The organism is Vibrio sagamiensis NBRC 104589, from assembly GCF_007990935.1.
GTDB lineage: Bacteria > Pseudomonadota > Gammaproteobacteria > Enterobacterales > Vibrionaceae > Vibrio > Vibrio sagamiensis.
In genome coordinates, this window is the sequence record NZ_BJXJ01000007.1 from 39,767 (window position 1) to 52,024 (window position 12,258).

At 42.5% G+C, this 12,258-nt stretch carries 9 protein-coding genes; 7 read left to right on the forward strand and 2 right to left on the reverse strand.

The genetic code is table 11. The annotated features are described in order from the left end of the window. The first annotated feature begins 100 nt into the window (after positions 1 to 100). From VSA01S_RS04840 to udp, 4 genes are all read left to right on the forward strand, one after another. Entirely contained in the window at positions 101 to 1,717 is a 1,617-nt protein-coding gene (locus VSA01S_RS04840; protein ID WP_039979071.1) for an NAD(P)/FAD-dependent oxidoreductase, read from the forward strand. 203 nt (positions 1,718 to 1,920) lie between these two features. Further along, positions 1,921 to 2,340: a CBS domain-containing protein gene (locus tag VSA01S_RS04845; RefSeq protein WP_039979072.1), complete on the forward strand. Its 420-nt coding sequence runs from the start codon at positions 1,921 to 1,923 to the stop codon at positions 2,338 to 2,340. A gap of 421 nt (positions 2,341 to 2,761) precedes the next feature. Beyond that, positions 2,762 to 5,077, forward strand: coding sequence for a zinc/cadmium/mercury/lead-transporting ATPase (locus VSA01S_RS04850; RefSeq protein WP_039979073.1), 2,316 nt, complete (start codon positions 2,762 to 2,764; stop codon positions 5,075 to 5,077). A 251-nt stretch (positions 5,078 to 5,328) separates the two neighbouring features. Then, positions 5,329 to 6,087 (forward strand): uridine phosphorylase, encoded by a 759-nt coding sequence (udp, locus tag VSA01S_RS04855; RefSeq protein WP_039979074.1) that lies wholly within the window; start codon positions 5,329 to 5,331, stop codon positions 6,085 to 6,087. 137 nt (positions 6,088 to 6,224) lie between these two features. Here udp and VSA01S_RS04860 read toward each other — a convergent pair whose 3' ends face one another. Together VSA01S_RS04860 and VSA01S_RS04865 are read right to left on the reverse strand one after the other, a co-directional pair. Then, positions 6,225 to 7,385 carry a DUF1887 family protein gene (locus VSA01S_RS04860; protein WP_039979075.1) on the reverse strand — a complete coding sequence of 387 codons (1,161 nt, stop codon included), beginning with the start codon at positions 7,383 to 7,385 and terminating at the stop codon, positions 6,225 to 6,227. A gap of 179 nt (positions 7,386 to 7,564) precedes the next feature. Beyond that, positions 7,565 to 9,556 carry a methyl-accepting chemotaxis protein gene (locus tag VSA01S_RS04865; protein WP_039979076.1) on the reverse strand — a complete coding sequence of 664 codons (1,992 nt, stop codon included), beginning with the start codon at positions 9,554 to 9,556 and terminating at the stop codon, positions 7,565 to 7,567. A 330-nt stretch (positions 9,557 to 9,886) separates the two neighbouring features. On the opposite strand from VSA01S_RS04865, the gene hinT reads away from it, so the two are divergent. From hinT to VSA01S_RS04880, 3 genes are all read left to right on the forward strand, one after another. Next, entirely contained in the window at positions 9,887 to 10,237 is a 351-nt protein-coding gene (gene hinT / locus VSA01S_RS04870) for a purine nucleoside phosphoramidase (RefSeq protein ID WP_039979077.1), read from the forward strand. A 119-nt stretch (positions 10,238 to 10,356) separates the two neighbouring features. Then, positions 10,357 to 11,757, forward strand: coding sequence for a COG3014 family protein (locus VSA01S_RS04875; RefSeq protein ID WP_039979078.1), 1,401 nt, complete (start codon positions 10,357 to 10,359; stop codon positions 11,755 to 11,757). Beyond that, a complete protein-coding gene (locus VSA01S_RS04880; RefSeq protein WP_039979079.1) occupies positions 11,757 to 12,146 on the forward strand; it encodes a YcfL family putative periplasmic lipoprotein in 390 nt (129 codons plus the stop codon). The genes VSA01S_RS04875 and VSA01S_RS04880 overlap by 1 nt, the downstream gene beginning before the upstream one ends. Positions 12,147 to 12,258 lie beyond the last annotated feature (112 nt).

The window sequence follows — 12,258 nt, forward strand, 5'->3', positions numbered from 1 at the left end:
ATAATGGAAATTCTCGTAGAATGCGCGCCATTGTGAGCTGACAAGCACGCGTTACACAGCGATGCTGTTGGCTAAGACACCTAAAGTAACGAGACATCATATGATACGTATTAATGAAATTAAATTGCCTCTTGATCATGAAGAAGGCGCGTTATTGGCCGCGATCACCAAAAAACTTGGCATTACCGCTGAGGAAGTCATCTCTTTTAATGTCTTTAGACGTGGTTATGATGCTCGTAAGAAAACCCAAATACATTTGATTTATACCCTTGATGTCATTGTCGAAGGGGATATGCAAGCACTGCTAGAGCGATTTGCCAAAGATCCGCATGTCCGTCAAACGCCAGACATGGATTATAAGTTCGTTGCTAAAGCGCCAGATAATCTAACAGAACGCCCTGTCGTAATTGGCTTTGGTCCTTGTGGTCTTTTTGCCGGATTAGTTTTAGCTCAAATGGGATTTAATCCAATTATTGTTGAGCGTGGTAAAGAAGTTCGTGAGAGAACGAAAGATACTTTTGGCTTTTGGCGTAAACGCACACTGAATACGGAATCGAACGTTCAATTTGGCGAGGGTGGTGCCGGAACTTTCTCTGACGGCAAACTCTACAGCCAAGTCAAAGATCCTAATTTTTATGGCCGTAAAGTTATCACAGAGTTTGTTGCGGCAGGCGCTCCAGAAGAAATCCTCTATGTGAGCAAGCCACACATAGGTACCTTCAAGCTGGTTACTATGATTGAGAAAATGCGCGCCAAAATTATCGAACTGGGCGGCGAAATTCGCTTTAGCACTCGTGTTGATGATTTGCATATGGAAGACGGACAAGTTACTGGAGTGACCTTGTCAAACGGCGAGATGATTAAGTCGCGTCATGTCGTGTTGGCAGTCGGTCACAGTGCTCGTGATACTTTTGAGATGTTGCATGAACGTGGTGTCTATATGGAAGCGAAACCTTTCTCTGTTGGCTTTCGTATTGAACACAAACAATCAATGATTGATGAAGCCCGTTTTGGTCCTAATGCAGGCAACCCAATCCTTGGGGCAGCAGATTATAAATTGGTTCATCACTGTAAAAATGGACGCACGGTGTACAGTTTCTGTATGTGTCCTGGTGGTACTGTTGTTGCGGCGACCTCTGAAGAAGGGCGTGTTGTGACCAACGGAATGAGTCAATATTCACGAGCAGAGCGTAATGCTAATAGTGCTATCGTAGTCGGTATCTCTCCAGAAGTTGACTACCCGGGTGACCCGTTGGCAGGTATTCGTTTTCAACGCGAACTTGAGTCCAATGCTTATGTACTAGGCGGCGAAAACTATGATGCACCAGCGCAAAAAATCGGAGATTTCCTAAAAGGCCGAGATCCAAGTCAGTTGGGAGAGGTTGAGCCTTCTTTCACCCCAGGGATTAAGTTGACGGATCTTTCTAAGGCTTTGCCTGCTTTTGCAGTCGAAGCGATCCGAGAAGCGATTCCCGCATTTGATAAAAAAATCAAAGGGTTTTCTGTGGAAGATGGCTTGCTGACTGGAGTAGAAACTCGTACTTCTTCTCCGGTTTGTATTAAGCGAGGAAAAGATTATCAGAGCCTCAACCTGAAAGGTTTTTACCCAGCAGGTGAAGGGGCAGGTTATGCGGGCGGCATCTTATCTGCAGGTATTGACGGCATTAAAGTCGCAGAGGCTGTTGCTCGTGATATGGTCGCATCGCTAGCACAATAAGATTCATCAATTCTCAGCCAGCCTCATTTCTACTCTAAGAATGAGGCTGGCTTTTTTGATCTTTATAGCGTGAGTGTTTGAATCAAAACAAAGTTCAATAGAGACAGTCTATGAATAAAATTGCCAATTTCAATTTAGTAAAATTAAGAATTTAGGCGACACTTAACTTAAGAGCAGAAAAGTTGGCTGTTAAGGAGATAAGAATGCACTCACTCAAAGTAAAAGATTATATGACGTTGCAAGCGGTGACTTTCAATAAAGGTATGTCACTTACTGCTGCATTAGACAAGGTGATGCAAAGCGTGACACTTGGCGGACCTGTCATTGATGAAAATGAAAAAGTCGTTGGCTATCTTTCTGAACAAGATTTGCTCGATGAACTAGTAAAAGCCAGTTACCATTGCCATGATACCCATACGGTAGAAGAATGTATGCATGATGATGTACTGTCTGTATCACCAGATATGTCAATTATCGAATTGGCTGACATGATGAAAATTGGTAAGCCCAAAATGTACCCTGTGGTAGATGACAAAGAAAAACTGGTTGGTATGATCACTCGACGTGACGTATTAAGAGCGATAGGTAAGTCATTAAATGAGTGTTTTCAGCACCCAGTTTAAGTTTTATCCCTCCTTTGATCCAAGATTGTTTACGAAGACCGCTTACGACGACTTTTTCAAAACGATATTAAAGGCGCTGACTCAGGCGCCTTTTTTCTATCTTGAAGCTTATAGCACCATTCATTTCTTCTTGACCTTGGAGCTTACTCCAAGGTTTATAATTAACAACATAGCAATTAATCATGGCTAAGACTGGATTATTTTGAAGCGATTCGTTTGAGAAAAATTACGGATAAATTAAGTTTTGTGAAAATGTCCTGTTGTGACCTTATGTTTCATAAAACAGTATGTTTATGGGTGATTAAGCTATGAACAATCTCGCTATAAACAATCAAGTTATGAGCAATCTGACTATGAAGAGTCTGAGTATCAAGCCATTGGATCAAGATCAAAAAGTATCTCCAGCAAAGGAAGTTGAATTATGTGTACAAAAAACCAAGGGTGTCAATCAAGCAAAAGTAACCCAACCATGAAAAAAGGAAGTGGGGATACTTGCTGCTCAACAACAAAACCTGCAATGACGATCACCAAAGCCACGGCGATAACACCTGAAGGCTCATGTTGTTCAACAAACAGTTGTGGTACTGAGTCTGCTGATGACGATTTGCCCAGCGATGTCTCGAAGAATTTACGTCAGAGTTGGTTAGTATCAGGCATGGATTGCCCTGCTTGTGCTCGAAAACTTGAAAAAGCCATTTCTTCGATTGGAGGGGTGGTGAATGCCAAAGTTTTATTTGCAACAGAAAAGCTGGTGGTCGACTTTGATAACCGAGCTTTAGCCCCTGTCATTGAGCAGATCTCACAACAAACAGGGTTTCCTCTTTCTTCAACGAATGCTCCTAAGCCTAAAGTTGCGCATAAAAGTTGGCTGGAAATTATAAAAGACAATATCCAGATCATCGTGATTGCGGCTGCGATGGTGATAGCAGGTATTCTCTCAGAGTCTCACGCTTCGATAAGCAATACACTATTTACCGTGACCTGCTTAATGGGTCTATATCCCATCGCGACAAAGGCCATTAAGCTTGCGAAAAGTGGTACACCATTCGCGATTGAAACCTTAATGAGTGTGGCTGCACTCGGTGCGTTATATCTTGGAGAAATGGCCGAAGCAGCGATGGTTTTACTCCTATTTCTGATCGGAGAAAAGCTGGAAGCTTATGCGTCCTCTCGTGCAAGGAGTGGCGTGCAAGCACTGATGGACTTAGTGCCTGAAACGACCACATTAATTGTTGATGGTCAGCGTAAAGAAGTACAAGCTTCAACGCTTAAACCTGGCGATATCATTGAAGTTGCCCCTGGTGGAAGAATGCCTGCGGATGGATGGTTGCTTGATCAGGTGGCCAGTTTCGATGAAAGTGCTCTCACTGGCGAATCATTACCTGTTGAGCATAACGAGGGCGGGCAAATCATGGCAGGTGCGGTGGTTGTGGATAAGGTGGTGCGCATCGAGGTCACATCTCGCCAAGGAGAAAACGCGATTGATCGTATTCTTCACTTAATCGAAGAAGCAGAATCAAGAAAAGCACCACTGGAGCGTTTTCTGGATAAATTCAGTCGCTGGTATACACCATTAATGATGTTGGTGTCATTGCTTGTTATTGTCACACCTCCTTTATTGTTCGCTCAGCCTTGGGAAACTTGGTTATACCGTGGTTTAGCCATGTTACTGATTGCTTGTCCTTGTGCGTTAGTGATTTCTACGCCTGCTGCGATTACTTCTGGTTTAGCTGCAGCAGCAAAACGTGGTGCATTGATCAAAGGCGGAGCAGCACTGGAATTACTCGGACGTGTTGAGTCGGTTGCTTTTGATAAAACAGGCACCTTGACACAGGGTAAACCACAAGTGACGGATATCATTCCGATTGATGTGCCTGAATCTCAATTGCTGAGCTTGGTGGCGGCCATAGAGGTAGGTTCAAGCCACCCGTTGGCAATCTCGTTAGTGAATAAAGTGCAGCAGCAAGGTATTGTGATCCCTGAAGCAACTGAGAAAACGGTACAGGTTGGTTCAGGAGTCAGTGGCTATGTTGATGAGCAGCATGTACAAGTTATTGCGCCTTCTAAGATCACTTTCTCTATTTCATCGGAAATGGAAGAGCGCATTACTGAAATCGAAGCTCAAGGAAAAACGGTCGTGATTGTCCGTTGTGAGGAAAAGCTAATTGGTCTTATTGCTTGGCAAGATACGTTACGCAAGGATGCACGAGAAGCTGTCGCTGCGTTGAAGAAGTTAGGTGTGAACTCCGTTATGTTAACCGGAGATAATCCACGAAGTGCAGCATCGATTGCCAAAGAAATGGGCATGACTTTCGAAGCGAGTTTGCTGCCAGCCGATAAAGTGCATCATGTTGAGAAAATGTCGACGACACGCACAGTTGCGATGGTTGGTGATGGCATTAATGATGCACCCGCGATGAAGGCATCCAGTATCGGTATTGCAATGGGGGGAGGCACTGATGTGGCACTTGAGACAGCCGATGCCGCCTTGACTCACAATCGGTTGGTTGAGTTACCCGCTATGATCGAGCTCTCTCGGGCAACGTTGAGCAATATTCATCAAAATGTCGCGCTTGCGCTTGGCTTAAAAGGTGTCTTTTTGGTCACCAGTCTATTGGGCATTACGGGCTTATGGGTTGCGGTTTTAGCTGACAGTGGTGCGACGGCTTTGGTGACATTGAATGCATTAAGACTGCTACGTTTTGAGTCAAAGCATATTAAAAAAAGTGTGAATTAGGCCACTGAATTGATTAAGCCACAACAGTAGAGTGAGAAACAGCAACGATCAGAGGTTATTAAATATGCCCTTAGTAGAATAATGAAAATTGTGATATAAGTATAATTTATTTGAAATAATTAATGTGTTACATTTTTCATTTGTGATTATTGTCACTCTATATTGTGATGAGGTTCGCTAGAGTATCTGTTGTACCCAATATACCTATGCGCTTATCGTAACGAACGTTAGGCCACAATAAGGAGCGACTTATGTCTCAAGCTGTTTTTCACCTAGGTGTTACTGAAGCCGATCTTGCTGGCGCAACATTAGCCATTATTCCTGGTGACCCTGCTCGTGTTCAAAAAATTGCGGAAGAGATGGACAACCCAGTCTTTCTAGCCAGTCATCGTGAATACACGTTATATCGTGCACAACTGGATGGAAAACCTGTCGTAGTGTGTTCTACAGGTATCGGCGGCCCATCGACATCTATTGCAGTTGAAGAGCTCGCACAGCTTGGTGTACGTACTTTTTTACGTGTAGGTACAACAGGTGCAATTCAGCCTAACGTAAATGTTGGTGACATGATTGTGACGACAGGCTCCGTACGTCTTGATGGAGCAAGTTTACATTTTGCTCCAATGGAATTTCCTGCTGTGGCTGATTTTGATGTTGCGACAGCGATGAAATCTGCAGTTGAAGAGTGTGGTGCAAAAGTACACATGGGTGTCACAGCTTCTAGCGATACGTTCTACCCAGGCCAAGAGCGTTACGATACTTTCTCTGGTCGGGTTGTTAAGCGCTTTCAAGGCTCAATGAAAGAGTGGCAAGATATGGGAGTGCTGAACTTTGAAATGGAGTCTGCGACTCTGTTGACTATGTGTGCAAGTTCAGGTTTAAAAGCCGGTTGTGTGGCTGGTGTTATCATTAACCGGACTCAAGAAGAAACGCCGGATCATACAACTTTGAAAGAAGCGGAAACACGCTCAATTAAAGTGGTAGTTGAAGCCGCGCGTAAAATGCTGTAATAAAAAGCTCAAGTAAGATTCATCTCTTCGCGAGCAATAAAAAACCAGGCTAGGCCTGGTTTTTTGTAAATTGCGCTGAATACTCAAGCATATTGATTCAGGTCACTTAAGTATATACCCAAACGGAAGACGAGCTATTAGAGATCGTCAGATCCACCTGCGGCTTTAAACCATCGTGTAAGGTGTGTTTTTAAATCTTTTAGCTCGTCAGGCCCGATGAGTGCTAAGCCTAAATCTTCTGCTCGAGTAATATCATTGTGGCGAAGAGGACGGAAACTCACCAACATTGCACGAGCCTGAAGCCCCCCAAGTAGGTCCCTAAGAGATTCAAGTTTGTAAAGGGTATCATCACCATCATCTCTCATACCTTTGGTTTTACACTCAATAATGTGGAGTTTGTTGTTTACGACCGTTGCGACATCAAGCTCATTGCGAACTTCGCTTTCACCATGCTTGCGGTATACCTGTACATTCAAAGAACGATCTTGAATGGTTGGCATACTATCTTGGATCTGTTTTACAGTGCTATGAACTAAGGTTTCTAACCACTCTCCATTAGAGAAGCGGCGGGCATCCTCGTTGATAAATGTGAGAGTTCCTTTTTCATAGGTAGCAATTTGGGCAGCAACTAAGTCGCTGAGTAGCATGTTAAGTTCACGATAACCTTGTTGTTTCTCGGATAGCTCAACGTCAAGTCTTTGCTCTTTACGACAGGTGGTTGCCAAGTAATTTAAGGTTGCTAAACCAGGTCCAAGTTCAAGTGCGTTGGATGCCCAACGTTCACCGAGTTGATAGAGTTTATGATCAAGTTGAGGGGGCAGTTCAGTATGATTAAATTCACCACGAGCACCAAAAATTGTTAGGTAATCAGAGATAGTAATATGATCCTCGACTTGGGTATCTTCTTGGCCATCTGGGTATAACCAGCAGAGTTTATCGCTGTTTGGTTCTACAACGAAAATTGGCCAGCAGTAAGTTCGAAATACTTCATAAACAGAAAGGAGACGATGACGTAGACCACAGCTTGCATTCAGTTTTACTTCCTCACCACGATTGTGCAAATCACGTGCGAGATCATGTATTGATTTTTTAATTAATGAAGTGTTAACAGCAGAAGGAATCTCAAAGAATTCTGTGGTTATGTCACGCTGCTCTAAAACAGTTCGTAAACGTTCATACATATCGGCTTGGTATTTATCTCCAATAAAGATGATATGTTTGCTGACCGTGCGATTATCCAAAAGTGGTGTAATCAGTCTTACGGGATCTTGATCGATGATACCAACATGAACAGCCATAGATTTTCCTTTTTATTTTGCTTACCCAGTAAAAAGAAGGAAGAAATGAGCAAGCTATGTTAAGCATATGTAGACACCATAGAAAAAAAACAAGGGCAAATAGGATAAAAAGTCCCTGATTATCATTATCATCAACCTTTTTAAAGCACTTAATGATAAAGCTTAAATAATTGCATAAGTTATAATTGAAACTGGTGTACTATGATATTTTGTCGCTGAACCAATTGTGTGAGTGACTCATTAGCTTGGGTAATATTCACCATAGCCTGGTAGTTTTTATTGTTAAGGCTGTTTATTTCTTCAAGGTTACGAGCGATGTTAGCAGACGTGGTACTTTGCTCAACTGCCGCTTGGGAAATATGAGTACTCATTTGTCTGATCTCAATGATCAGAGCTTGCAATTCTTCCATTGCACCATTGGCGCTTAATGCTTGCTCTACTGACACTTCCATATCACTCACACAACTTTGAATGACTTGACTTGCAGAGTGTGATTTTGATTGTAACGTGCTGATCATGGATTCAATCTCAATGGTTGACTGAGTCGTTTTTGATGCGAGAACACGTACTTCATCGGCGACAACTGCAAAGCCACGACCTTGTTCGCCAGCCCGAGCGGCTTCAATCGCTGCGTTTAGCGCCAGCAAATTTGTTTGTTCGGCAATATTTCTAATAACGTCTAGAATAGAACCGATTTGGCTGCTCATATTTTGCAGTTCTGTTACGGCACATACAGATTCATTTAAGCGCTTTTCAAGCTGATTAATCGTCGAAATATTACTGTTCATGATATGACGACCCTGATCAGAAGCCGTTTCAACTTGTTGGACCATATTTAAAGTATTTTGAGCACTTTGGGCAACTTCTTGTACGGAATGCGACATTTGTGTCATAGCAGTGGCGACATCCGCCGCTTGCTCACGTTGTGAGTTTAACTGAATTTGCGCTTGCGCTGAGGTTTGCTCATTATCGATGGTGGTTTCAGCTAATTTTTCGGAGGCATCATTCAGCTGCAACAGTACATCTTGGAGACTATCGGCAAGAGAATTGATATGGCCACTGACCGCACTGAATTCATTGTTATAACGGACTTCGATGCGTTGCTTCATATCACCCTTGGTAAGTCCTTCTAACGTGTTCAAAATATGTTTTAATGGCACGCGAACAGTGCTTGAAATGTGATAGCCAATCATGACGGCCAACACTATCACAAAAACAGCGATGCCAACGGCTTTTATCACACCCTGATTATAAACTTCTCCAGCTTGGAGCAAAGATTGATTGAGATTCGTGGTTGCTGTCGTGGTAAATTGCCTCAACACGTTCATGCTAGAGTCAATTTTTTCTGCTTGATTTGCGATGTTGTCGTAGAGAGCTGCGCGAGCAATTAAATATTGACTGTATTGATCCAAAACGCCGCCTTTCAAGCCTACATCTTGGGTAAATTGTTTAATTGAGCCTCCGAAAAGCGCTTCAAGCTGTGGCAACTGGGTAACCAAGCCACGAAAGGCGTAGTTTAGATGAGCAACCGTTTTGCGGTTTTTCGCTACCGCTTGAGTGACAACTTCAGGGTCAGAGCTTGCCAGCGCATCCGATGTAATGACTTCAGCGTCTTTTAACTTACTGAAATAGCTTTCCCCCATGACTTTGACCGAAATGCTCGACTGATCGGCAAGCAATTCTTTCAAACCAAGAGAGAGTTCAGTATTCAGCTTTTGAAATCGGCGTGATGACAGTTGAACCTGCTCTTGTGAAGAAAACATCGACTCATAGTTATTCATTGCCTCTTGTGCTTCATTAAAATAACTATCTTGTAAATCGATAAGCTGATCTAGAGGGGCAGAAAGAGAAGGGTATAGTTTGCTGCTTACTGCTAATTGCTCCAATGTTTCAGTAAATTTCTGTTTAGATAGAGTAAAGTTTTTACGCATGTTTTCCATGCGCTGCTTGTTTTCTGTGGTTAAAAAATCTTTAAAAGACTTGTCCGCAGACAATAGCCCAACACTAGTTTGATTGGACAGAGAGACAAGTGGCAATGAAGACTGAGAAACCCGTTCAAACTTACTATGAAGTGTATTCATGGCTTGGGTCATCATCATTATGGTGATCAGAAACAGGGCAGTGATAATGGCAAACCCGCCATACATCCTTTTAATGACAGAATTTCGCATCGATGTGCTTCCTTTACCTAAAACAAAAAGTAATATATTCAAGTGACCTCAAGATACTTAATTCAAAGTGGTGTCACTATGTATGGCTGCTTTTAGACTTTCAAGACGTACGGACTTCAGGGTCTTTAGGAATAAAAAGTATTCTAAAAATAACAAAATTAGCGGACTCTAATTTAGCTTTAAACGCAACTTTTATGACATACACGACAAAAAAAGCTTCAACCAAGCACTTTATATTGATATTGTTAACTGAACACTGTTTTTTATTGAGCTCATTTCAGGCTTAGCGCATACTAAGAGCACTTTAAATCTAATAGAAATGGAGGCCTCATGGCTGAAGAAACTATCTTTAGTAAAATTATTCGCAGAGAGATCCCTGCTGATGTGTTGTATCAAGACGATCTCGTTACTGCTTTTCGTGATATCAATCCACGAGCGCCAAGTCATATTCTGATCATTCCAAATAAACTGATTGCGACAGCCAACGACGTTGAAGCTGAAGATGAAGCAATGATGGGACGTATGTTTACCGTTGCTAAAAAACTCGCGAAAGAAGAAGGCATCGCAGATGACGGCTATCGCCTGATTGTTAATTGTAATTCACATGGTGGGCAGGAAGTGTACCACATTCATATGCATCTTGTGGGTGGCCGCCCTCTTGGGCCAATGGTTCTTGGTTAATTTCATCCGTTGAAGGTACTTAAATCACTTGGGTATCCTTGAATTCTTCGATTAACCAATGGAGGGGCACTAGAAAGGCCCTCCTTTCTTTATCCAACGCTATATCTACGGAGAAAAATGTGAAATACGGTGTGAAGCAGTTCGCGCTACTCGGCTGTGTACTATTCTCAGCAGGCTGTGCGAACATGTCCGTAGGTAATCTTTTTAGCCATTACAGCGCACAAAATAAGCAAGTTTATCAAGCCGTACAGGCGGGTGATTATGCTGAAGCAGAGCAACTCCAAACCGGCGAGAATGGGGGAGAGATACTGAGTCACTTCGAGCAAGGAAGAATTGCTTTTTTGGCTGAAAATTATCCATCCAGTTTAAAGGCACTCGAAGTCAGTGATCAAGCAATTCGAGAGCAGCAAGATCGCGCTACAATATCTTTGTCAGAAACCACCAACTATATTGGTTCACTTGCGGTTAATGATAACCTCAATGAGTACTACCCCGCTGATTACGAATTGGGCTTTTTGCATTTGTATCTTGGTCTGAATTACTTGCAAAAAAATGATCTGGAAGGCGCATTAGTTGAAATGCGTCGTGCAAATCAAGTTCAAGAAGCCGCTAAAAAAGCACGAGAAGATGAGCTAAAGCGAGCTGAAAATGAGTTAGGTGAACAAGGTATATCGGCAAATCTTGGCAGCGTTCTTGCCCATTATCCTGATGCTGGAAAAACCTTGAGCGCAGTCCAAAATGGCTATCTTTTCTATCTGTCTGGTCTGTTGTATGAAGCAGCAAGAGACCTAAATAGTGCTTATGTGGATTATCGACGTGCTTTGGCTGTGATGCCGGAAAATACCCAAGTAATAGAAAGCACGATGCTAATGGCTAAAAAATTAGGGATGAAACAAGACTTAATACTATTAGAGAAACGTTATGGAAAAACACCAAAACCTTTAATGTCATCGCAAGGTCGTGTGATTCTTATCGATGAACAGGGTATTGTGGAAGCGCTGCAAGGCTGGCGAATTGATTTACCAATACATGACAGTCGTGATGATTGGGCCGTTTATTCTTTAGCTTTACCTTACTACTCTAATGCTTACCAAAGGGAAGCTCCATTTGGACGAGTTGGGTTGAATGGTCAAGAATTGCTATCAAGTACCTTGGTCGATGTTAATGCAATGGCACATAAAAACTTGAATGAACGTTTAATCGGTATCATTATCCGCCAAGTCACACGACTTTGGACAAAAGATCGAATCCGAAAAGAAGCCACCCAGAATAGTGGTGTAGGTAATATTTTATTTAATGTATGGAATGTGTTCTCTGAACAGCCAGACACAAGAAGCTGGCAGAGTTTACCAGCGAAAGTGGTTAGCGCTTCTTCTGTTGTCCCGAGCGGTTTGCAACGTCTTCAAATAAATGGTGAAACCTATCAATTTGAAGTGCCTGCAAAGCAAACAACATTAGTTTGGCTATCTCGACAAGGGGAGCACTCGACTGTGTGGCATAAACAGCTAGGGAGATTGTAATGAAGATAATATGGCTTAGTTTGATCGTGATTTTTGGGCTAGTGGGATGTGCAAGTAACACATCAGGTATTCGTATTGATGGTCAAACTCAACAAGTCTTCTTCCATGATAACGTATTAGGCAGTCGATTGCAGGTGGATAATATTATCACTGATAATACAGATGGTCGATCAAGAGGAGTGGTACAAGTGAGTAGCAACTACCAAGGAGATCAAACGATCCTTTATCGTTTTTATTGGTATGACAATAATGGATTGGAGGTGAATACTAAGCCCGGACCTTGGCGAAGAACCATTATCCGTGGCTTTGAATCCATGTCTTTTTCAGAGGTGACTATTGATCCCAATGGAACTCAGTTTCGTGTACAAATTCGCGGAGCTCAAGATTAATCGAGATTTATCAGCACTGTGTGGATTTACTCGGAGCTGGTTCATTTTTAGCAGTAAAGCTGCTTTACCAAGGTGGTGACATCTTGGGCTTAAATATAAATAAAGGAACTCA

Excerpts from the sequence above, each read along its gene's own strand:
- VSA01S_RS04850 (WP_039979073.1), top strand. The coding sequence starts at position 2,762 with ATGTGTACAAAAAACCAAGGGTGTCAATCAAGCAAAAGTAACCCAACC.
- udp (WP_039979074.1), top strand. The coding sequence starts at position 5,329 with ATGTCTCAAGCTGTTTTTCACCTAGGTGTTACTGAAGCCGATCTTGCT.
- VSA01S_RS04865 (WP_039979076.1), bottom strand. The coding sequence starts at position 9,556 with ATGCGAAATTCTGTCATTAAAAGGATGTATGGCGGGTTTGCCATTATC.
- hinT (WP_039979077.1), top strand. The coding sequence starts at position 9,887 with ATGGCTGAAGAAACTATCTTTAGTAAAATTATTCGCAGAGAGATCCCT.
- VSA01S_RS04880 (WP_039979079.1), top strand. The coding sequence starts at position 11,757 with ATGAAGATAATATGGCTTAGTTTGATCGTGATTTTTGGGCTAGTGGGA.
- VSA01S_RS04845 (WP_039979072.1), top strand. The coding sequence starts at position 1,921 with ATGCACTCACTCAAAGTAAAAGATTATATGACGTTGCAAGCGGTGACT.
- VSA01S_RS04840 (WP_039979071.1), top strand. The coding sequence starts at position 101 with ATGATACGTATTAATGAAATTAAATTGCCTCTTGATCATGAAGAAGGC.
- VSA01S_RS04860 (WP_039979075.1), bottom strand. The coding sequence starts at position 7,385 with ATGGCTGTTCATGTTGGTATCATCGATCAAGATCCCGTAAGACTGATT.